Here is a 21,748-nt window from a genome sequence, read left to right as displayed (position 1 = left end):
CTCGACCGATCCAGCCACGCCGAGCAAATAGCCTGGGCTCCGGGCACCGTCCGAAATTCGACCGGAAACTACTCGATCGCCGATGACTTTCAAAGTTCGTGGTAGGCTTTCAAACTATTCCAGCGTCGCAATCGATTGCTCGGCCGCCGCGGCGGCTATGGAACAAGAATTAATAGGGTTGCTTTCGTTCACCGTTATCCCTCGACCCTGCCCAGAGAACCGACAGCGGCGCTTGTATCACCGCCTACGGTGGCAGGTAGTGCGCGACAATTCGGACTATCGCAAATTAATTGCGGACTTCTGATTATATATAGTCCGGGATCGACTGGGGTACATTGGCGCATCACAAACGAAAGGAGATCGCCATGAAAACCGCGCTTATCACTGGAACATCGTCAGGCTACGGCCTCGAAACCGCCAAGCTTTTTCATGCCAAGGGCTGGAACGTCGTCGCCGCCATGCGCACGCCGCGCGAGGATGTCCTCCCCAAATCCGACCGCATCCGGATTATCCCGCTCGACGTTACCAATACGTACAGCATCAGGGCAGCGGTAGCAGCGGCAGGCCCGATCGACGTGCTGGTCAACAATGCCGGCATCGGCATGTTCGGTGCCTTCGAGGCAACATCGATGGAGACGGCCCGCCAGGTCTTTGAGACTAACACGTTCGGTGTCATGGCCATGACCCAAGCGGTGATTCCCCAGTTCCGCGCCCGCGGTTCGGGCACCCTCATCAACATCACGTCCAGCGCGGTGCTGGTCCCAATGCCACTGGTCGCCATCTACACGGCCAGCAAGACGGCCATCGACGGATTCACTGCGTCGCTGGCCAACGAGCTCAATCATTTCGGTATCCGTGTGAAGATGGTTCAGCCGGGTTACGGCCCGACGACGGCGTTCTCCCGCGATGCGGGTTCCTATGTCGAGCGGTTCATTCCCGAAGCCTATGCCGGCTATGCCAGCGAGATTTTCGCCGAGATGACCCGCCCGATGGCACACACCGTGCCTGAGGACGTCGCCGAGGTTGTCTGGCAGGTCGCACACGACGACTCCGCGACGATCAGCTTTCCTGCCGGACCCGATGCGGTGGCGATGAGCCAAGCGCGCCATGCCAGGGCTGCCTAGTCCCTTCTCCAGATCTTCCGCACCCGGTGGATATCCCGTCCGGTGCGGCAGAGGGGTTCGCACGATCCCCCCCCACAGGATCATAGTCGCCTTCGCCGGCCGGCCGCAGCCTGCTTGGGCTCTCGGCCTGGAGGGTAACGCAGCCGCTGTTCTTCCTTGTCGCTCACCAAGGAGTGAATTCCGCGGAACACCAGCGTGATGGCCTCGTCGCGTCCTATGTCGTCGGCGACCGCCTTGCGCAGCCAAAGCCCATCGATCAGCGCGGCAATGATAAGGCTCGCTTCGTGCAGGCGCGCCGCATCGAACATCCCGTCAAACACTGAAGCCAGATTGGAGCGCAGCCGCCGGTGGAACAGCTGCTGGAGCCGGGCATATTGCTCGTTCACGCCGGCTTCCGCGCAAACGGACATCCAGGCGCTGGCGATGGCGCGGGTAAAAGCCTGGCTGGGAAAGTTCCCCTCGACGATCGCTTCCAGCCGCGCCCAATTGGTCGGCGCCGCGCTGAGCCGCGCGATGACGTCTTCCATCAGCAGGCGGTTGTTGTAGCGCACCATGCCGAACAGGACTTCGTCCTTGCCCTTGAAATAATAGGCAAGAATGCCGGGCGACATGCCTGCTTCGCGGCATATGCGGGCCGAGGTCATGCCTTGCAATCCATGTTCGAGGAACACGCGATGCGCGGCCGCGATCAGCTCGATGCGCCGGATGTCTTCGATTCTGGTTCGCTTGCCTTGAGTCGCCATTTCCCTTTTTAGCAAATAAGATTTTTGTATGCTCGTACAAGATTCTGTAATGACATATAGCACCGAGGCCATAGCGTTGACGTGCAGTCGTCTCATCAAGAAAACGGGGAACCAAAAATGCGTACGACAGTCATTCTTGCCTTGCTTTCAGGGTTGATCGCATCGCCCGCCATGGCCGCCGATGCGGCGCAGTGCCAGAAGGTCCGCATGGCGGATTTGGGCTGGACCGACATCGCGCTCACCAACACCACCGCCGAGGTGATCCTCGACGCCCTGGGCTATGACGCCTCGCAGACCTTGCTCGGCCTTGGCGTCGCCTATTCGGCGCTGAAGGAAAACGACATGGATGTGTTCCTGGGCAACTGGCGACCGGTGCAGGACGAGGAATACAAATCCTATTTCGACGAGGGATCGGTCGAAGTGCTCGGCGTCAATCTGGAAGGCGCCAAATACACGCTCGCCGTCCCGCAGTATGTCGCTGACCAGGGCATCAAAAGCTTTGACGATCTCGCAGCCCATGCCGACAAGTTCGGCAGCAAGATCTATGGCATCGAGGCAGGCTCGAACAAACCGTTGCTCGACATGGTGGCAGCCAACCGGCACGGGCTGGGCAACTGGCAGATCATCGAGTCCAGTGAGGCGGCAATGCTGACGCAGGTCGCAAACTCGGTGGCCGACAAGGGCTGGGTCGTGTTCCTCGGCTGGGAACCGCATCCGATGAACCTCGACTACAGGATCACCTATCTTTCGGGTGGCGACGTCGAGTTCGGACCGAATTTTGGCGGTGCTACCGTGCGCACCATCGCCCGCAAGGGCTTTTCGACAGAGTGCTCCAACGCGGCCAAGCTGTTCGCCAATCTGGCCTTCGATCTCACCTATGAAAACTACGGCATGCGCATGATCCTTGGGGAGGGGAAATCCGCCGACGAAGCCGCCCGCGAGATGATCAAGCGCAATCCGGACAAGCTCGCGAAATGGCTGGACGGCGTCTCGACCTTCGACGGTCAGCCAGGCTTGCCCGCCGTGAAAAGAGCGCTGGGTCTGTAGATGAGCCACAGCATGCTGGCCGCCGTGCTGGAGATGCCAGGTGAGCCGCTGCGCATCATGAATGTGCCGCGGCCGGAACCGGGTCGCGGTGAAATACTGGTTCGCCTCGAGGCGAGCGGCATTTGCCACACCGACGTGCATGTGTGGCAAGGGCATCTGCGGCCGGCGTCGGGTCAGCTTCCAACTGTCCTCGGCCATGAGGGCGTCGGCCGGGTGGTGCAACTCGGTACCGGCGTTACCGGCTGGCGCCTTGGCGAGCGCGCCGGTGTCGCCTGGCTTCACGATACCTGCGGCGCCTGCGACGAATGCCATTTTGAAATGGAGTCTTTCTGCCAGCACCAGCGGGCGCATGGCTTCGATGTCGCAGGCACTTTTGCCGAATACGTCGTTGCCGATGCACGTTTCGCAGCGCGTGTGCCGGAGGAAGGCGATGCTGCCTTGCTGGCGCCGCTGATGTGCGCTGGCCTGACCGCTTTTGGCGCCGTGCAAAGGGCAGGGGTCAAAGCCGGAGAGGTTTGCGCCGTCTTTGGCTGTGGTGGTTTGGGGCTTTATGCGATCCAGATCGCCCGGCGGCTCGGCGCAACGGTTGTTGCCGTTGACACCGATGAGGCCAAGCTTCAACTCGCAGCCTCGTATGGCGCCGAGCATACGCTGCTTTCGCCGCCCAGTCTGGCCGACAGTTGGCCGGCGAACCTGCGTGCCCATGTCTGCATCAATTTTGCGCCGACGCCAGCAACCTGGGGCGCGATGATCGCGGCAATCCGCCCGCGTGGCAGGATCGTCGCTGCGGCGATGGTCTCGCAAACGGTGCCCCTGAGCCAGGAGTGGCTCACCGCAAGTGGCGTCTGGATAACGGGGACAAGCGTGGGAACGCGCGCGCAGATGCAGGAGCTGATGCAACTGCATCACACGCAGCCTCTCGAGACGCAAATAGAGCGCGTCGCGCTTGCGGAAGTGAGCAGCGCACTGGACCGGTTGAAAGCGGGAAATGCCGGAGGACGACTGGCGATCGTCTTTGATACCCGTCTGCCATAGCGGGAAGCGACGTGGGTGAACTTACTGTCCTGGTCAGTCTTTTCGAAGCCGAAGTGGCGCGGCATCGTCAGCAAGCCCAGAACCGGGATTTTGCGGATCCCCGCGTCGGTTAGCGAACATCGGTTGTCGCTGCGTCACTCTCGGGGAATTCCGACCCGATCGGCGCAACGGTGCGGATGACATCAAGTTTCGTCGACTATTCAGGACGACCTGCAATTGATGGTGCGAATTCGTTTGCTATAGTCCAACTCATGATTGATCCTCTCTCTGAAGTCATTGGACTCCTCCGGCCTCGGGCCGTGTTCACCAAAGGCATTAGCGGTGCTGGCCGCTGGGGCGTCCGCTACGATGATTTCGGGCACCCGAGCTTTGCCGTGGTCCTCGACGGGGCGTGCCGCCTTGCTGTGGACGGCCAGGAGCCGCTGATGCTGGAAGCCGGCGACTTCGTGCTGCTGCCGAGGACCCCTGGCTTTGTCATGTCGGGCTTCGAGGCTGTCATCCCGGACTTCATAGATCCGCACATCGCGGCCCAGGCGACGGGCGAGGTGCGTCACGGGACGCAAGAGGGGCCACCCAGCGTGCGTATTCTTGGCGGCTACTTCATCTTCGACAGCGAGGATTCAGGCCTTCTCGTCTCGCTGCTGCCGGCGCAGGTCCATGTCCGCGGTGTCGAGCGGCTTTCGACCCTGGTGAAGCTATTGATTGACGAGGCGGCACAGCGACATTCCGGACGCGATCTGGTGCTGACCAGGCTGGTCGAAATCCTTCTGGTCGAATCCCTGCGGCTGACACAAACATCCGACGCGCCGGCCGGGCTGCTGCGTGGTTTGGGGGATGTGCGGCTAGCCGAAGCCATCCGGCAGATGCATGCCGATCCGGGGCGCCCGTGGACGATGGCGCAACTCGCGAAGGAGGCCGCACTTTCCCGATCGGCATTTTTTGACCGCTTCAGCCGCAGTGTCGGGGTGCCGCCGATGGAGTATCTCCTGGCTTGGCGGATGGCATTGGCGAAGGATCTGCTGCGCCGTCAGGAGATCGACATCGCCGAGGTTGCCGAGCGCGTCGGCTATGGGTCAGCAAGCACCTTCAGCACGGCCTTCAGCCGCTATGTCGGTCAGCCGCCCGGCCGCTACTCCAAGACGACACCACATTAGACGCCAGTCATCCCGTATTTTTGAGCAAGCTCGCCCCAATGGAACCTTTAGCTGCTGTTCTTAGCCTACTTGCACCGCGCATGGTCTTTGCGAAATTTTCTGATGGCACCGACAAGTGCGCTGTGCGGTACTGCGATTCTGGCGATACAAAAGCTATGCAGTGCTCTCGGCCTCTCGGTTGCGAAGAAATGGCGTGCTAAGCGACTAGTGCCCGTCATACGTCGCAGCGATTTCGGCAGATTGGGATGGTCGGCCAGGGAGCAATCCATTGCCTATCTGATCCAGCTCGGGCAGCAGGAAGATGCCGTCGCGCACGGTACCGGCGGCGCCACGAGCTACAGTGTCGGCTTCACTTCCGGCGACCTCAATAGGCGGCAACGTCAAACCGTGCAGCAAGTTGGCCCCAAGAACCGCTTCGACCTTCTTTTGAACTCTCGGAAACAAGACAGCCAGTGGGCCGCCGAGGACTATCCGAGCCGGGTTCAGTATGTGGATCAGATTGAGCACACCAACAGAGATGACTGCTGCCCATGTGTCGAGCGTGGTCTCAAGGGCTCTGCCGGGGTTGGGTATAGCCGCCAAATTTGCCAGCCCTTCTGCGATTGATTGCTCATCGGATAGAAGTGACAAGAAAGGGCCGTAGCCTCCAAGCAGGCCTAGGGTCTGCGATTTGGCATCTTCGGGTTTGGCGGAGAGGACCATATGACCTATTTCGCCAGCAAACCCACTGACTCCCTCAGCAACACGCCCGTTGCGAATGATAGCCGCGCCAACGCCTTCCGACAGCAATACGACCAGCAAGTCCTCCGTGTCATGCGTATCCAGCGCACCGATGGCGGCGGAAAGCGCTACGGCGTCGTTGCACACCCGGATCGGCCAGGGTGCTCCAAGCGAGGTTGCGACCAGCTGTCCGATATCGACATCCTCCCACTCCAACAGTTTTGCCGATACCACGACTCCGTTGCGATCCACGATGCCGGGGACGGAGATTCCTACGCCCCGCACCCGCTTCGTATCGACTCCCGCCCCCACGACGAGACGGCGGGCCAGGTCCGCAATTGTTTGAGCAACAGGGCCCGCATCGCGAAAATTCTTGCTGTTGGGGACGACTATCCTGTTGAGCAAAGTCCCGCCGAAATCGACAAGCACGCCGGTCAGCCAAGTGCTCGACACGTCTATCCCGATGAAGAAGGCTCCCTTCGGGTTTAGCGCGACCCGTATTCCCGGCCTGCCTACCTTGGCGGCCTCCTGCGGTTCGGTCAGTTCCATTGCCAGATCAGCCTGGAGCAGCACCGCAATAACGTTGCCAGCGGTTGCGCGGGTTAAGCCGAGTTCGCGGGCAATGTCGGCGCGCGAAAGAGGGGAAGCCCTTCGCAACAAGCGCAGACACCTCGTCTCATTGACGTGTCGGATGAGGTTGGTGGTTTTCAAGTTGCTCTTCTTTTCGATCGTCTGTTCGGTTGCAATCGTCCTGTTAACGTCAGGCAGCCGGTCGCGTCCAGCGTGATTGGGCGCTCCCACTTCAGAGCCGCGGAAACTCGCATCGAAATTGCCCATTGACGACCACTGAAGGCAATTAGTATAGGTTCAATGCAAATACAAGCTAAGACCTCGATAGCGACTAGTTTTAACGATCGCTGACCAAACCCCTGGCTGATGGGTGACCTGCGCACTCATCAGGCGAAAATCCCAATCCAAAAAAGGACATCTGTCATGCTGAAGGGTATTGATCCCGTGTTGTCACCCGACCTTCTCCATGTGTTGCGGTCCATGGGGCATGGCCATGAGATCGCGATCGTGGATGCCAACTATCCCTGTGATGACGACGCCCACATCATTCGCCTGGATGGTGTCCTGGGCACTCGGATCCTCGAAGCCATCCTTTCGGTGATGCCGCTTGAAAGTGGCGATTCACATGCGGCGTGCCGCATGATTGTCGATGGAAATCCTGAAGCTGAGCTGCCGATATTCGGCGAATTCCTGGAAATCGTCTCGAAGCATGCCAGCCGGTCGTTGGCGTTGGCGCCGATTACGCCGGCCGAGTTCAAGGCGCGCGCCAAGAAGGGCTTTGCAATCGTCCTGAGCGGCGACGGGAGGCTCTATGGAAACATCCTGTTGAAGAAGGGCGTTGTCGCCCCTGCGAACTAACCTGCTCGTTGCATTCGCCGGGGCTTGCGTCTTTCTAGTTTCGAGAATATGTATAGTCTGTAAACAAATTAAACGTTGGCTTCCGGGAGGACATTTATCCGGAGCCTGCGCGCCAAACCTGGGAGGATGGATAAAATGAGCACAAGGACCTTAGCTACAGCCCTGGCAGTTGTCGGCTCTCTGCTGGTGTCGGCCCCGTCATGGGCGGCGGACAAGCATCTGACAATCATGCTGTCGAGCCCTGATCTCGCGTTCCCGTTCTCGGTCCACATCATGAAAGAGATGCAGGATGAAGCTGCAAAACTCGGCAACATCGATGTGGTGGTTAGTGACGGTCAGCGCAATTCCAGCAAACAGAGCGCCGACATTGAGGCCGCAATCACAAAGGGCGTCGACGGCATCGTGATCAGCCCGAATGACTCCGCAGCACTGGCGCCGGCAATCCAGGAGGCGATCGATGCCAAGATTCCGGTTGTGACCGTCGATCGCTCTGTCGACAGCGTCAAGGGAATTCTCGCCCATGTCGGTGCCGACAACGTGAAAGGCGGCGAGGTTCAGGGCGAGCTCATCATCAAGCTGTTTCCGAACGGAGCCAATGTGATGAACCTGCAGGGACAGCCGGGCACCAGCGCAGCGATCGACCGCAACAAAGGTCTACACAACGCGCTTGATCCACTGGCAACCAAATACAAGTTCGTCTTCGAGGACACCGCCGGATTTGATCGCGCCAAAGGCCTTTCCGTTACGGAGTCTGCCTTGGCGTCGATGGGAACGCCGCCGGACGCGATTGCCGCGGCAAACGATGACATGGCGCTCGGGGCCTTGGAGGCGCTCAAGGGTCGCGAGTTGACTGGCAAGGTAAAACTGATCGGATTTGACGCCCTGCCTGAATCCCTCGGCAAGGTTCGCGATGGAAGCATGACCGGGACCATCGAGCAGATGCCGGGCAAGCAGGGTAGGCAGGCGGTTGATATTCTCGTGGCCTTTGCCCGCGACGGAAAAGCACCGGAAAACAAGATCACCCTCCTGACCCCGGTCGCTGTGACGAAGGACAACCTGAATGCAGGCGAGCGCCTGGGCGAACTCAAGTAGCCACCCGGCGGTCGGCGCGCGAACGCAAATTCCTCCCAATTTCGATCGCGGGCATGGGTGAGGCCGCTAGCAGCGGCCCCACCCCGACCGGCTCACAGCGTCACGCGCTTTCCGAGCCACTGCTTTTCATTTGGATACTATTATGTCTCAGCCTCTCTTGCAGATGAACGGCATCACCAAGTCGTTTGGCGGCATTTCCGCACTCAGGTCGGTGGATTTGCGCGTGGACGCGGGTGAGGTCCACGCACTGCTGGGAGAGAACGGTGCCGGCAAGTCAACCTTGCTCAAGATACTATCGGGCGCTCAGCTACCAGACGATGGCGAGGTTACCTTTCTGGGCGTAAAGGCGGCGTTCAATTCTCCCCAGGATGCACAGCGCTGTGGCATCGCGACGATCTATCAGGAATTGACGCTCGTTCCTGGAATGTCGATTGCCGAGAACATCTTCCTGGGGCGTGAACCGGGCTGGGCGAACCTCGTGAACTGGCGAAGGTTGGTGAACCAGGCGAAAGGCTTGATGGCGAGGGTCGGGCTTGAGAAAGATCCTCTCGCACCCGCTCGGGACTTGTCGGTGGCCGAACAGCAGCTGGTCGAGATCGCCCGGGCCCTTTCGATGAGATCCAAACTTATCATCATGGACGAACCGACCGCAGCCCTTTCAAATGCTGAAGTGGACCGACTCTTTGATATCGTGAGCGGGTTCAAGGCCGATGGTCTCAGTGTCATCTTCGTCACGCACCGCCTGGAAGAGGTGATGCGCGTGTGCGACCGCTTCACTATACTTCGGGATGGCAGGTTCGTTTGCGATGGAAACGTCGCCGACACATCCATCGATGCAATTATTCACCACATGGTCGGCCGCGAGATCACGGCAACGCAACGGCGTCCGGCCCCCGCGGCGACCGATGCGGTCGTTCTCCGTGTCGAGCATCTTTCGCGGCGCCGGGGTGCTGAAGGGCTCAATGCGATGGCCCTTAGTGACATTAGCCTCGAGGTTCGACGCGGAGAAATTCTTGGGATTGCCGGCCTGGTTGGCTCCGGCCGGACGGAGACCGCGAGAGCTATCTTTGGCGCTGACCCCTTCGATTCCGGGAAGGTCTTCATCGATGGGGTGTTGTTGCATGCGACGTCGCCCCAAGATGCAATTCGCCAAGGCATCGGATTGGTTCCGGAAGACAGAAAGCAGCAAGCCTTGTTCCTGTCACTGTCGATACGCGCAAACCTGACAGTGGCTGCGCATGACAGAGTGTCCCGGCTGGGTGTCTTCATCGATTCAAACGCCGAGGACACATTAATCGCACAATACAGGAAACTGCTTCGCATCCGAATGGTAGGACCGGAGCAGATTGTATCCGACCTCTCCGGCGGCAACCAACAGAAGGTTATTCTGGCGCGGTGGCTCGCCTTGGGTCCCAAGGTCCTCATCGTCGACGAGCCGACCCGCGGAATTGACGTCGGCGCCAAGGCGGAAGTCCACAACCTTTTGTTTCAAATGGCAAGCACTGGGATCGCGATCGTCGTGATCTCTTCGGAACTGCCTGAGGTGCTGGCGATAAGCGACCGGATCATCACGATGCGCGAAGGCCGTGTAACGGGCGAAGTGCAGGCGGATGCCGCCAGTCCTGAGATGCTCATGGCCCTGATGACCGTGGATGCGGTTGCGGCATGAGGCAGGATGAATCAGGGGAGAAGAACATGGTACAAGTGACGGCAGGTGAGGCGATCGGAAGGCGGCCCCAGTTTCGGCCAATCAATGTTGCGGCACGTTTTGCGCCGGTGTTGTTCCTGGTTGTCCTCATGATCGGCTTCTCGATCCTTGAGCCGCGCTTTCTCACAGCGCTGAACCTCTTCAATGTTCTTCGACAAGTCTCCATCTACGGATTGCTGGCGATCGGAATGACGTTCGTCATCCTCACGGCCGGCATTGACCTTTCAATTGGCTCAATTCTCGCGATGGCCGGTCTGGTTGCTGCGATGGTGGCAAAAGGCGGCCTCGACAACCGTTTCAGCGTCGGTGATGGCTCTGCCTCGTTGGGACTGGGTTGGGAGTTCGCCGCACTTGCAGCGATCGGTGTCGGCGTCGCAGCCGGTCTTGTTCAAGGGTTTGCCATCACCCGGTTCAAGGTGCCGCCTTTTGTTGTGACGCTCGGGGGCATGTCAGCCTTTCGCGGCGCGGCTTTGCTCTTTTCTGGAGGTGGCCCCGTAAGCGGATTCGACGATGCATTCGTTTGGTGGGGCCAAGGCAAAGTTGGACCGGTTCCGGTTCCAGTTCTGATCTTTGTCCTGTTCGCCGTCATTGCCCACATAACATTGAGCTACACCCGCTATGGTCGACAGATTTACGCCGTTGGTGGGAACCCTGAGGCCGCACGTCTCGCGGGCCTCAATGTCCGCAAGATAATCCTCAGCGTCTATGTCATCACTGGCTTTTTTTCGGGGCTGGGAGCCTTCGTCCTCGCCGCACGGCTTAACTCGGCTGAAGCTGTGGCGGGGACCGGTTTTGAACTGACTGTCATCGCCTCGGTCGTGATCGGTGGGACTAGTCTGTTTGGTGGCACCGGCACGATATTCGGCACGGTCATCGGTACCGTTCTGATCGGTGTGTTGCTCAACGGCTTGGTCCTTCTCGACGTCTCCGCCTACGTCCAGCAAATCATCATCGGCGTCATCATCGTTCTGGCGGTCGCGTTCGACACCTTCGTGAAATCCCGGCGTAGAGCTTTGTGAGGCCGGTGCGAAACGCTCGAGCGCTACCCACCGCTCTTTGAGTTTCGCCAGTTCGCAAACACCCAAACACTGCCTGGTCGAAAAGCCTCGTCACCTATGGAGTCCCTTGAGATGACAAAAAGTTCTCTGCCCAATTTTGGTCTTGACGGGAAGGTCGTGATGGTGACAGGCGCCGGGCGCGGCATCGGTCGTGCCTGCGCGCTGGCATGCGCCGAGGCCGGAGCCGATGTCGTGGCAATTGTTCGCGACAACAGTGCCGGCGCAGATCTGGTTTCTGCCATCGAAGCACTCGGGCGCCGCACTCTGCTCGTCAGGCTGGACATATCCCAGACCCGGCAAATCGAGCACAGTGTGCGAGATGCGGTAGCTCATTTCGGACAGATCGATGTGTTGGTCAACAATATCGGGATATCGCGCCGAAGCCCGGCAGAGTCCGTCAGTGAAGAAGACTTCGATCTGGTTCTCGGCACGAATCTGAAAGGCACGTTCTTCCTGACGCAGGCTGTTGCAAAGACGATGATCGAGCGAAGGGCCGGCCGCATCCTGAACATAAGTTCGCAAGCTGGGACCGTCACATTGCGTGGGGAAGCGATCTACTGCATGTCGAAAGCAGCGATCAATCACCTGACCCGGTGCCTGGCAGCAGAGTGGGGGCCACTGGGAATAGCCGTGAACAGCATTTCACCGACCTTTATCTGGACAGACTCAACCCGTCCATATCTGAGCGACCCTGCAGCTCACCAGCAGACGCTCGCACATATCCCATTGGGTCGAATTGGGGAGACGGAAGATGTCACCGGAGCCGTCATCTACCTGGCCTCACAGGCAGGCTCTCTTGTCAACGGGGCGAACCTGATGATCGATGGCGGCTGGTCAATTGCGTGAAATCAATGGACGCCTAATGGGATCGTTGCCACGATCCCGTTCGGCTGCTTTTGTAAAGCAGGGCCGGTTGCGCACGACCGGCTCGCCACGTGAAGCGTGATCCTGCGGATCGAGGCAAGACTACGCGTAGAGCCGAACTGAAATGTCTTCTGGACGTGTTTCGTGTCGGCTGCGCTTGATATCTCACGCCCGGGCCGATGGCAGCCGGGGCGTGAGCTTGTCGGTAGAGATCAGTTGGCGACCTTCCCGCAGGTGGTGAGGGCGTCTTGCGGCGTGCAGACTTCGGTGCCAGTCTTGATGAACGGTTCGACGGTGCCGCCTTTGCTCAGCTTGTCCAGCGCCATGATGGTCTCGTAGCCCATGTCATAGGGGCGCTGGCCGATATTGTAGTGGCTGAGGCCGGCGGCAAGCAGCGGCAGTTGCGGACCGAAATTGTCGCCGAAGACAACGACCAAATCCTTGCTGTCGAGACGCGCCTTGAGCGGCGTCATCGCCTGCTTGTAGGCTTCCGGCGCGTATTGCGCCCATCCGCCGACCGCAACGAAGGCGCTGAGACCTGGATTGTTGGTCATGACGTCGCGCACCTGCTGGGCGGCAAGCGTGATGTCGTCATTGTTGTAGACCGGGCAGCCCGACGGCTCGGTCCAGCCGTTCTGGCCGGTCAGGCTCTCGACGCCCTTGTCCTTGGTGACGCCGGCGAGCGTGTCGCGAATGCCTTGCACGCGCGCCTTGAGGTTTTCGGAAGCCGGCGCGCCGGACTGGATGCACACCGTGCCGCTCTTCTTGTGGGCGAGCACCTTTTGCGCCAGCGCCACGCCGAACTCGTAATTGTCGGTGCCGATATAGGTCGAGCGCAGGCCCGCATCCTCCGGCAGCACGTCGGTGTCATAGGTGACGACAGGAATGCCCTTTTCCTTGGCCATCTTCATGATGCGGGCCATGGCCTTCGGATTGCCCGCCGAGATGCCGAGGCCGGCGACGCCGCGCGTGACCATGTCCTGCGCCAGTTGCACCTGCTTGGCCTCGTCATATTCCGTCGGTCCGAGATAGGTGCATTTGACGTCGCCGAGCTTCTTGGCGGCGGCTTCGCAACCGGCCTGGATCGGCGGGCTGAAGGCGTTGTTGAGGACCTTGAAGACGAGCGCGAATTCCCGCTCTTCGGCCTTGGCCTGGACCGCCGTCATACCGATTGCAAGGCAGGCGATGGAAAGCGTGGTTCTAAGCGTTTTCGACAGCGACATTGTTTCCTCCATTTGGGTTCGCCGTGACGTGTCCGCTCGGGTTTTTCTTGGAGCATGATCTTTTCGAGATCACGCTTTAGCGTCGCACAGAGCGGATTCTTTCCAGGAGGACGGCTGCAAGGATGAAGCACCCCACAAACGTGCCCTGCCAGAACGGGTTGACGCCTGCCAGAAGCAGCGCGTTGCGAATGGTTTCGACGAGAATGGCGCCGATGCCGGCGCCGAGCGCCGAGCCGAAGCCGCCGGTCAGCGAAGCGCCGCCGATGACGGTCGACGCGATGACCTGCAGCTCGTAACCGGTGCCGATGGAGTTGGTGACGGCGCCGAGCCAGCCGACGAGGAAGATGGCGGTGACAGCAACCATGAAGCCGCTGAACGCATAGGCCGAGATCTTGATGAGATCGACCGGGATGCCCGACAGCCGTGCCGCCGGCTCGTTGCCGCCAATGGCGAAGAGATAGCGGCCCCAGCGCGACATGGTCAGCAGGAAATGCAGGACGATCACGCCGATGACCAGCGCGTACACCACGTTGGGAAGGCCGAGTGTGTAGCCGCCGCCAAGCGCGACGATCGCATCGCTTGCCCGCCCGAATTCATAGAACACCTGGTTGTTGGTCAGCACCAGCGCCAGGCTGCGGCCGATCGACAGCGTCGCGAGCGTAACTATGAAGGGCGGCAGTTTGACGTAGGCGATGATCGTGCCGTTGACGGCGCCGCACAGCACGCCCATCGCCAGCGTCGCCACGATGCCGACGACCAGCGGCATGTCGGCGTTGAGCACGATGCCCAGCGTGACACCGCACATGCCGAGGATCGAGCCGACCGAAATGTCGATGCCGCCGCTGATAATGACCGGCGTCATGCCGATGGCCATGATGCCAATGAAGCAGGCGTTCTGGAAAATGTTGAGCAGATTGCCCGGCGTGGCGAATTTCGGCGCGATCATCGACACGACGAGGCCGAGCACCAGTATGGCGATGGCGATCCAGGTTTCCTGCGCCAACAGCACGCGGTTCAACAGCGTGCGGCTCGATCCCTTGAGAAGGTCGATCTCCATTCCGGGATGGTCGTCGGGGGCGCTCATGGCATGGCTCCGTGGGAAGGCTGGTTCAGGCGGTCTGGATGGCGCCGGTGATCAGGCCGGTCACTTCCTCAGGGCTGGATTGCGCGATCGGCTTGTCGGCGACCTTGCGGCCGCGGCGCATCACCACCACGCGGTCGCAGACCTCGAACACGTCTGGCATGCGGTGGCTGATCAGGATGACCGAGAGGCCCTGTTCCTTCATGCGGAGGATCAGCGCCAGCACTTCGGCAACCTGCCTGACGCTGATGGCCGCGGTCGGCTCGTCCATCAGCACGATCTTGGATTTGGCGAGCCTTGTCCGGGCGATGGCCACGGCCTGCCGTTGGCCGCCAGACATGCGCATGACGAGATCGGCGGGCCGCGTCTCCGACTTCAATTCGCGAAAAATCTCGGCCGAGCGGGTGTTCATGCTCTTGTGGTCGAGCACCTTCAGCGGCCCAAGCTTTCTCATGATTTCGCGACCGAGGAAGACATTGGCCGACGCTGTCAGGTTGTCGCAAATCGCCAGGTCCTGGTAGACGACCTCGATGCCATGCCTGCGGGCATCGGCTGGTCCTGACAGAAGCACCGGCTTGCCTTCCAGCGCATAGGTGCCCGATGTCGGCTGGAAATTGCCGGCAATGGTTTTAACCAGCGTCGATTTGCCGGCGCCATTGTCGCCCATCAGGCCGAGAACTTCGCCCTCATTGATGTCGAGTGAGACATTGTCCAGCGCGCGGACGGCGCCGAAATCCTTCACGATATGTTCGAGACGCGCTAGAACCGGCATCGCTTCCTCTCGTGCCAATTTGTAAGTTTTGGATACAAATCACCGTTTGAAACTCGGGTCAATAGCCGCGAAGTGTCAAATTTTTTGTTGCAATGCACATCATTTTGGCTCTTTCAAACCGACATGAAAGTCAATTAGTATGCAAATCGAACAAACGTCGGAGGAAAATGTGCTGGTGTCGACCGATCTTCGGCCGAATGAAACGCGGGCTCTTGCGGCGCTGTTTCGAGCCGGCGCGTTGAGCCGGGCGGCACTCGCGCGCGATCTCGGCCTGACGCGTTCGACCACCGGCGCGCTGGTGCTCGGCCTGACGGAAGCCGGTCTGGCCCGTGAGCGGTCGGATGGGGCCGATGACGAACAGGATGGCGAGGGCCGGGTCGGCCGCCCCGGTATCCTGGTCGAGATCGACGGCAATGGCGGCTTCTTTCTCGGCGCCTATATCGGCGTCAACTGGATCGCGGCGGTGGCTGTCGATCTTGCCGGCGTCAAACGTGCCGGCGCCTCGCGGGTCTTTGCCGGCCCGGGCAGCACGCCCGCGGCCGCGGTCGCCATCATCAAGGAGCTCGTTGCCGAGGTCCGCTCGCAATTGCCTGCGGGCACGCGCCCCTATGGGCTCAATGTCGCCGTGCCCGGCTTTCCCGCCGCCGATGGCGTGTCATACCATGCCACCATCCTAGGCTGGCACGGGGTCAATCTGGCCGAGCTTCTGGTAAGTGCCTTTGGCGACGAGTTTCCGATCCTGCTGGAAAACGATGCCAATGCCGTCGCGGTGGCCGAGACGTACCGGGCACAGCCGGGACAGGACGATGAGGACGTCCTGGTCATGCTGATCGAGAATGGCGTTGGCGGCGGCATCATCAATGCAGGCAGGCTGCATCGCGGCCGGCTCGGCGGCGCTGGCGAAATCGGCCATCTGCGCATTGGCGATGAAGGTTTTGTCTTCGACGCGAAGCGTCCGGGCCGGCTGGAATCCTATGTCGGCAAGGATGCGCTGCTCGCCCGCTATTTGCACATAAGCGGGCTGCGCGTCGGCGTGGACGAATTCGTCGCGGCAATCGCCAGCGGCGATCCGGCGGCTGTCGCCACGGCGCGCGACTGGGCGCTCTGGTTCGGCCGTGGCCTGGCGACGCTGACCTGCACCTTGCAGCCGGAGCGCATCATCCTCTCCGGCTCGGTCAATGCCGTCTATCCCTTCGTCGCCGAACAGATCGAGGCGTTCCTGTCGGACTTCCTTGCTGAAGGTTATCCCGTTCCGAGTATCGAACTGGCGCGCGTCGGCGCTGACGGTCCCGCCCTTGGTGCTGCCTGCCTGCTGCATCAGGCAGCTCTGTCGGGCGATCCACAATTTCAACTTCGCGGCCTTGCCGCGCGCTAATCAGGAGAAGATTCCATGCCTCGCAAAGATGAAAAGCGGCTGCGTGTCGGCGTGCTCGGCTGCGGCCCGATTGCGCAGGCGGCGCATTTCGAATCCTGCACCAAGGCGCGCAATGCCGATCTCTATGCCATCTGCGATGTCGCCGACGATCTGCGCGACAGGATGGCGGCCACTTTCGCGCCCGAAAAATCCTATGCCGACTATGGCCAGATGCTGGCCGATCCCGATCTCGACGCCGTCATCATCGCGACGTCGGACACGTTCCATGTCAAGGCTGCGGAGCTGGCGCTCGAGGCAGGCAAGCATGTGCTGTGCGAAAAGCCGCTGGGTGTTTCGGTCGAGGAAGTCGAAGGCTTGCGGGCAGCGGTCGAGAAGAGCGGCAAGGTGCTGCAGGTCGGCCATATGAAGCGCTTCGATCCCGGCATCCAGGCGGCAAAGGTCTTTGTCGATAACGAGATGGGCGAGCGGTTGGCCTTCAAGGGCTGGTATTGCGACAGCACCCACCGCTACCCGATGACCGATGCGGTGCAGCCGCTGATCATCACCAGCGCCAAGGCGCGCAAGCCCGCCGTCAATCCCAAGGCGGATCTGCGCCAATACTACATGCTGGCGCATGGCAGCCACCTCATCGACACGGCGCGCCATCTGCACGGCCCGATCGAGGCGGTCGAGGCCCGGCTCACTGAGCGCTACGGCGCCTATTGCTGGTTCGTCACCACCATCTTCGCCGACGGTTCGGTCGGCCATCTCGACCTGACGGTCGCGGTGCGCATGGACTGGCACGAAGGGTTTCAGATCTACGGCCAGAACGGCAGCGTTCTCGCGAAGACCTATAACCCCTGGTACTACAAGAGCAGCGAGGTCGACATTTTCCGCGAGGCCGATGGCAGCTGGCATCGTACGCTTGGCGCGGATGGTCACTTCTACCGCCGCCAGCTCGAAGGCTTTGCCGATGTCGTGCTGAACGGCGCGCCGATGGTCGGCGCCGGCATCGATGACGGCATTGCCTCCGTCAGGGGGATGGCGGCAATCGCCCGCTCTGCCGCTGCCGGCGGCCGCGCCGTCAACCTCGCCGATGTCGACGGGGCGGTGTGATGCAGCTTGGTATCTTCGCCAAGACTTTTGCTGCCACCGGCGCGTTGCCGGTGCTGCGCGCGGTGGCGGACGCAGGCTACACGGCGGCGCAGTTCAACATGGCTTGCCTTGGTCTGCCGTCGATGCCGGACAGGATCGAGCCCGACGCGGCTCGGTCGGTCGCCGTGGCAAGCATCGAGATCGGGGTGTCAATCTCTGCGATTTCCGGAACCTACAACATGATCCATCCCGATCGCAGGGTTCGGGAGTCAGGCCTCGTCCGGCTCGAGGTGCTGGCCGCCTCATGCGCCGATCTCGGTACTCGCCTGATCACGTTGTGCACTGGCACCAGGGATGCTGAGGATCAGTGGCGCTGGCACCCGGATAATGCCACGGACGCCGCGTGGAGCGATCTTCGCGTGGAGATGGAAGCGGCGGTCGCGATTGCCGAGCGCTTCGACATCGAGCTTGGCATCGAACCGGAACTCGCCAATGTCGTTTCCGGCGCGCGGGCCGCGCGCCGACTGCTCGACGAGATGAACAGCAAGCGCCTGCGCATCGTGCTCGATCCGGCCAATCTGTTCGAAGTGGCCGATGCAGCCGAGCGTCATCGCCTGATCGAGGAGGCCGTCGATCTGCTGGCCGCGGAGATCGGCATGGCCCATGCCAAGGACCGTCATGCCGATGGCAGCTTTGCCGCCGCCGGGCAGGGCGTCGTCGACTTCCCTCATTTCATCGGCCGTCTGAAGGCCGCCGGCTTTGACGGCCCCCTGATCACGCATGGCCTGACGGAAGCCGAGGCGCCTGGCGTCGGCGCCTTTCTGCGCAGGGTTCTGGAAGAGAGCGACATAGCGTGAAGACCTTCAGCCGCGATGGCGTCGACCTTGCTTACCGGGATGTCGGCACCGGCCTTCCCGTCATCTTCCAGCACGGGCTGGGCGGCGATGAGGCGCAGGTTGCCGATGTGTTGCCCGATCAGCCCGCGACACGGCGTGTGACGTTGGAATGCCGGGGGCAGGGAGGGTCTGGCTATGGGCCGGTCGAGCGGCTTTCGATCGCGACCTTTGCCGAGGACATCGAGGCGCTGGCCAATACGCTCGGCATCGGTCCTGCTGTCGTCGGCGGCATCTCGATGGGCGCGGCGCTGGCGCTTCGCCTGGCGGTGCACCGGCCGGCCCGTGTCCGCGCGCTGGTGCTGGCGCGGCCTGCCTGGGTGTTCGAGGCAGCGCCCGCCAATATGAAGCCTTATGCCATGGTCGGCGATCTCTTGACCCGCCATTCGCCCGGGGACGCCAGGCGTTTGTTCGACGACAGCCCTATAGCGGCCGAACTGGGCAAGCTGGCGCCGGACAATCTCAGCAGCCTGCAGGGCTTCTTCACTCGCCCGGATTCGGTTCGGTTCGGCAGGCTGCTGATGGCGATTGCAGGCGATGGTCCCGGCGTCAGCGAGGCCGATATCCGCGCCATTGCGGTTCCGACTTTGGTCATCGGCCATGACCACGACCTTGTTCATCGCTTGGCCGATGCGCAGGCGCTGGCCGGGCTCATTCCGTCCGCCACGCTTCACACCATCACTGCCAAGTCGCAGGATCGCGTCGCCTACCGGCGAGAATTTCGCGCCTGCCTTTCGCAATTTCTGGAAACGCTCGCATGACCGACAATACGACGGACGACACGATCGCCGTGGTCGAGATCGGCGGCACGTCGGTCAAGGTCGGCTTTGCCGACCATGGCATCCCGGTGGATTTTGCCCGCACCTACCCCACTGCGCAGCTGCGCCAAGGGGCGCCAGTGGTAGGGCTGGCCCATGTCGTCGCGGCGGCCTCCCGCGACTCCGGCCTCAAGCCAGCCAGCGTGGTGGCGACCGTGCCTGGCTTCATAGACAAGGATTTTGACACCGTACTGCACACGGCCAACTTTCCCGAGCTGGAAGGCATTCGGCTGGGCACCGAATTGGCGTCGAAGCTCGGCGTTCCCGTCCGCCTGGAACGCGACGTTGTGCTGCAGTTACTGGGCGAAAGCGTTGCCGGTGCAGTGGCGCAGCAGAGCGAGGTGCTGGCGGTCTATCTCGGTACGGGCATTGGCGCTGCCTATCTCGGCAAGGACGGCATTTTTCGCGGCGGCGGCTGGGCGCTCGAAATCGGCCATATGCCAGTCTACAGGCCTGATGATGGCAGACGGCCAAAGCGCGCCGAGACGTACGCGTCGGGGGCAACACTGGTCGAACTTGCATCAGATTATGAGGTTCCGGTGGCGGATTTGTTTGCGGCCGTCGGGCAGCCCCCGTCGCTGGGTGAATGGCTCGACGAGATCGTCTGGCAGCAGGCCGTGACCATCGCAACGGCGGCCGCCTTGTTCTCTCCGCAAACAATCCTGATCGGCGGCGGCATCGTCGACATGAAGTCCTATCCCCGCCAGACGCTCAAGCAGCGCATCGCCGACAGCCTGCCGCATTCGCTTGTCGTACAGCCTTTGGACATACGCTGGGCGGCCCTTGGCTGGCAGGCGGCCATTCACGGCGCTGTGCTGCTCGCCGCAGTGTGATCGCGCGGTGCACGCGCCATTTCAAAGCAACGCGGTTTCTGCGCAGTTCACGATTTTGGTCATGAAATGGCGGACTACGTCTTGCCAGTCATGCTCTTGGCGGAATCCGAGTAGCGCGGGCAAGGCGGTCCGATATTTGCATTCGTGGATCCCGAGAGCGACGATCTCGTCGCTTTGCTCGCATCATAACGGACGGCGTCTATAAGGCGATGATCATTGTCAAGGCCAGTTGGCGTGGCACAGGAGTAAACGCCCTGTTGATGGAGCCGTGTTGAATGACCCGCGAGCCTAACGGCGGCTTGCTTAAAGATTGTACTGAAACCAGACAGGCTGGTTACGGCCGGTGGGTTCAATAGGTCGCCGCAACACTCTTAATCTGAGAGGATGAGGAGGTGTTGCATGGTGACTTCACGGATCTGGTTTACGTCAGCGCAGAAGGCCGAGCTTTGGGAGCGATGGAAGCAAGGTCAGAGCATTTTGTCGATCTCGCGGGCACTGGATCGCCGGAACAAGACCGGCGTTCAGCGGATCGTATCCTTACACGGCGGCATTGCTCCGTCAGCAAGGCGTAGAGCGGCCTCGGCGCTCGGGCTGGCGGAGCGCGAAGAGATCTCTCGCGGGATCGCGGCGGGTCTCGCAATACGCGCTATTGCACGAAGTCTCGGGCGATCCCCATCGACAATATGTCGCGAGATCTCGCGCAATGGCGGTGCACAAACGTATCGTGCAACCCGGGCTGACAAGCATGCTTGGGAGCGAGCGCTGCGCCCGAAGCAGTGTCGCCTGGCATGCTCTGGACGGCTACGATGGCGGGTGGCGCAAAAGCTGGCGCTGCAATGGTCGCCGGAGCAGATAGCGGGCTGGTTGAGGCGAGAGTACCCGGGCGATCCAAGCATGCGGATATCTCATGAAGCGATCTATCGCAGTCTATTCATCCAGTCGCGAGGGGTGCTCAAGAAGGAACTGACAGCGCACCTGCGTACCAAACGACAGATGCGCCTCGCCAAAGGCGCACAGAGCCGGACGGGGCAAGGACAAATACTCGATATGATCTCCATCCGCGACCGCCCCGCCGAGGCGGAGGATCGTGCCATCCCAGGTCATTGGGAGGGTGATCTGCTCACCGGTGCTAACGACACGAACATCGCCACCCTCGTCGAGCGACACAGCCGGTTCACTATGCTTGTGAAGTTGGCGAGAAGGGACTCGGCGACCGTCGTGAGGGCCATCGCCGAGAAGATCGGCACATTGCCCGAAGAGTTGCGGCGCTCGTTGACATGGGACCAGGGCAAGGAGATGGCTCGTCACAAGAGCTTCACCGTTGCCACCGACCTACAGGTCTACTTCTGCGATCCGCGCAGTCCCTGGCAGCGCGGCAGCAACGAAAATACCAACGGTCTGCTCAGGCAGTACTTCCCCAGAGCAACCAACTTCTCCCACGTCTCGCAGGACCAACTCTACGCCGTCGCCCTGCGGCTCAATCAGCGCCCCCGAAAAATCCTGGACTTCGAAACGCCGGCCGATAGGCTACAGAGGGTGTTGCGGCGACCTATTGAACTCACCGCCCCAAATGAGACATTCGCGGTACTTCACCGAGTGCTGCTGGCAGCGGATGTCTCAAGGATTCATTCAGGTCATGCCAAGCTGTTGTCGGCTGACATCTCGGCCACCAATTCGATTCATCTTTCGTGAAAGCCAGTGGTGCC

19 protein-coding genes and 1 pseudogene are annotated in these 21,748 nt (G+C 61.0%); 15 read left to right on the top strand and 5 right to left on the bottom strand.

The features are described from left to right. Positions 1 to 365 precede the first annotated feature (365 nt). Positions 366 to 1,124 (top strand): SDR family oxidoreductase, encoded by a 759-nt coding sequence (locus D3242_RS28385; RefSeq protein ID WP_171880425.1) that lies wholly within the window; start codon positions 366 to 368, stop codon positions 1,122 to 1,124. Between the two features lie 80 nt (positions 1,125 to 1,204). On the opposite strand, the gene betI is transcribed toward D3242_RS28385, so the two are convergent. Then, complete coding sequence (gene betI / locus D3242_RS28380; RefSeq protein ID WP_081295988.1) at positions 1,205 to 1,963, bottom strand: transcriptional regulator BetI; 759 nt, start codon at positions 1,961 to 1,963, stop codon at positions 1,205 to 1,207. A gap of 21 nt (positions 1,964 to 1,984) precedes the next feature. Between betI and choX the strand changes: the two genes are divergently transcribed. The 3 genes from choX (at position 1,985) to D3242_RS28365 (ending at position 5,103) form a co-directional block, all read left to right on the top strand. Further along, entirely contained in the window at positions 1,985 to 2,914 is a 930-nt protein-coding gene (gene choX, locus D3242_RS28375; RefSeq protein ID WP_064982485.1) for a choline ABC transporter substrate-binding protein, read from the top strand. Further along, the gene (locus D3242_RS28370; protein WP_064982483.1) at positions 2,915 to 3,949 is read left to right on the top strand and encodes an alcohol dehydrogenase catalytic domain-containing protein; all 1,035 of its coding nucleotides are present in this window, start codon (positions 2,915 to 2,917) and stop codon (positions 3,947 to 3,949) included. It begins immediately after the preceding gene. A 251-nt stretch (positions 3,950 to 4,200) separates the two neighbouring features. Further along, positions 4,201 to 5,103 (top strand): AraC family transcriptional regulator, encoded by a 903-nt coding sequence (locus tag D3242_RS28365; protein ID WP_064982480.1) that lies wholly within the window; start codon positions 4,201 to 4,203, stop codon positions 5,101 to 5,103. Positions 5,104 to 5,307: 204 nt separating this feature from the next. On the opposite strand, the gene D3242_RS28360 is transcribed toward D3242_RS28365, so the two are convergent. Further along, entirely contained in the window at positions 5,308 to 6,660 is a 1,353-nt protein-coding gene (locus tag D3242_RS28360; protein ID WP_064982478.1) for an ROK family transcriptional regulator, read from the bottom strand. A 156-nt stretch (positions 6,661 to 6,816) separates the two neighbouring features. Between D3242_RS28360 and D3242_RS28355 the strand changes: the two genes are divergently transcribed. The 5 genes from D3242_RS28355 to D3242_RS28335 all read left to right on the top strand — a co-directional run bounded on the left by D3242_RS28355 (position 6,817) and on the right by D3242_RS28335 (position 11,955). After that, on the top strand, positions 6,817 to 7,251 hold the full coding sequence (locus D3242_RS28355) for an RbsD/FucU family protein (RefSeq protein WP_064982477.1): 435 nt from the start codon (positions 6,817 to 6,819) through the stop codon (positions 7,249 to 7,251). Between the two features lie 135 nt (positions 7,252 to 7,386). Beyond that, positions 7,387 to 8,343 (top strand): substrate-binding domain-containing protein, encoded by a 957-nt coding sequence (locus D3242_RS28350; RefSeq protein WP_064982505.1) that lies wholly within the window; start codon positions 7,387 to 7,389, stop codon positions 8,341 to 8,343. Between the two features lie 142 nt (positions 8,344 to 8,485). After that, positions 8,486 to 10,012, top strand: coding sequence for a sugar ABC transporter ATP-binding protein (locus D3242_RS28345; protein ID WP_064982475.1), 1,527 nt, complete (start codon positions 8,486 to 8,488; stop codon positions 10,010 to 10,012). A 26-nt stretch (positions 10,013 to 10,038) separates the two neighbouring features. Further along, positions 10,039 to 11,070, top strand: a complete 1,032-nt coding sequence (locus D3242_RS28340) for an ABC transporter permease (RefSeq protein WP_064982503.1) — start codon at positions 10,039 to 10,041, stop codon at positions 11,068 to 11,070. A 111-nt stretch (positions 11,071 to 11,181) separates the two neighbouring features. After that, positions 11,182 to 11,955 (top strand): SDR family NAD(P)-dependent oxidoreductase, encoded by a 774-nt coding sequence (locus D3242_RS28335; protein ID WP_064982502.1) that lies wholly within the window; start codon positions 11,182 to 11,184, stop codon positions 11,953 to 11,955. A gap of 230 nt (positions 11,956 to 12,185) precedes the next feature. On the opposite strand, the gene D3242_RS28330 is transcribed toward D3242_RS28335, so the two are convergent. From D3242_RS28330 to D3242_RS28320, 3 genes are all read right to left on the bottom strand, one after another. Beyond that, complete coding sequence (locus D3242_RS28330; RefSeq protein ID WP_064982473.1) at positions 12,186 to 13,196, bottom strand: sugar-binding protein; 1,011 nt, start codon at positions 13,194 to 13,196, stop codon at positions 12,186 to 12,188. A 76-nt stretch (positions 13,197 to 13,272) separates the two neighbouring features. Then, on the bottom strand, positions 13,273 to 14,253 hold the full coding sequence (locus D3242_RS28325) for an ABC transporter permease (protein WP_064982471.1): 981 nt from the start codon (positions 14,251 to 14,253) through the stop codon (positions 13,273 to 13,275). A 52-nt stretch (positions 14,254 to 14,305) separates the two neighbouring features. Continuing rightward, positions 14,306 to 15,049 carry an ATP-binding cassette domain-containing protein gene (locus D3242_RS28320; RefSeq protein WP_064982469.1) on the bottom strand — a complete coding sequence of 248 codons (744 nt, stop codon included), beginning with the start codon at positions 15,047 to 15,049 and terminating at the stop codon, positions 14,306 to 14,308. Between the two features lie 139 nt (positions 15,050 to 15,188). Between D3242_RS28320 and D3242_RS28315 the strand changes: the two genes are divergently transcribed. The 6 genes and pseudogenes from D3242_RS28315 to D3242_RS28290 all read left to right on the top strand — a co-directional run. Beyond that, on the top strand, positions 15,189 to 16,424 hold the full coding sequence (locus tag D3242_RS28315) for an ROK family transcriptional regulator (protein ID WP_064982468.1): 1,236 nt from the start codon (positions 15,189 to 15,191) through the stop codon (positions 16,422 to 16,424). 15 nt (positions 16,425 to 16,439) lie between these two features. Further along, positions 16,440 to 17,519 (top strand): Gfo/Idh/MocA family protein, encoded by a 1,080-nt coding sequence (locus tag D3242_RS28310; RefSeq protein WP_064982466.1) that lies wholly within the window; start codon positions 16,440 to 16,442, stop codon positions 17,517 to 17,519. Next, positions 17,519 to 18,355 (top strand): sugar phosphate isomerase/epimerase family protein, encoded by an 837-nt coding sequence (locus tag D3242_RS28305; RefSeq protein ID WP_064982464.1) that lies wholly within the window; start codon positions 17,519 to 17,521, stop codon positions 18,353 to 18,355. Before D3242_RS28310 ends, D3242_RS28305 begins: the two co-directional genes overlap by 1 nt. Beyond that, the gene (locus D3242_RS28300; protein WP_064982462.1) at positions 18,352 to 19,152 is read left to right on the top strand and encodes an alpha/beta fold hydrolase; all 801 of its coding nucleotides are present in this window, start codon (positions 18,352 to 18,354) and stop codon (positions 19,150 to 19,152) included. Before D3242_RS28305 ends, D3242_RS28300 begins: the two co-directional genes overlap by 4 nt. Further along, complete coding sequence (locus D3242_RS28295; RefSeq protein WP_064982460.1) at positions 19,149 to 20,042, top strand: ROK family protein; 894 nt, start codon at positions 19,149 to 19,151, stop codon at positions 20,040 to 20,042. The genes D3242_RS28300 and D3242_RS28295 overlap by 4 nt, the downstream gene beginning before the upstream one ends. Before the next feature lie 399 nt (positions 20,043 to 20,441). Continuing rightward, a pseudogene (locus tag D3242_RS28290) lies at positions 20,442 to 21,569 on the top strand (IS30 family transposase); the annotation flags it as partial. Between the last annotated feature and the right edge of the window lie 179 nt (positions 21,570 to 21,748).

Source organism: Mesorhizobium jarvisii (assembly GCF_003601985.1).
GTDB lineage: Bacteria > Pseudomonadota > Alphaproteobacteria > Rhizobiales > Rhizobiaceae > Mesorhizobium > Mesorhizobium jarvisii.
The sequence above is the reverse complement of the archived record's forward strand: the minus strand, read 5'-3'. Positions and strand labels throughout refer to the sequence as shown.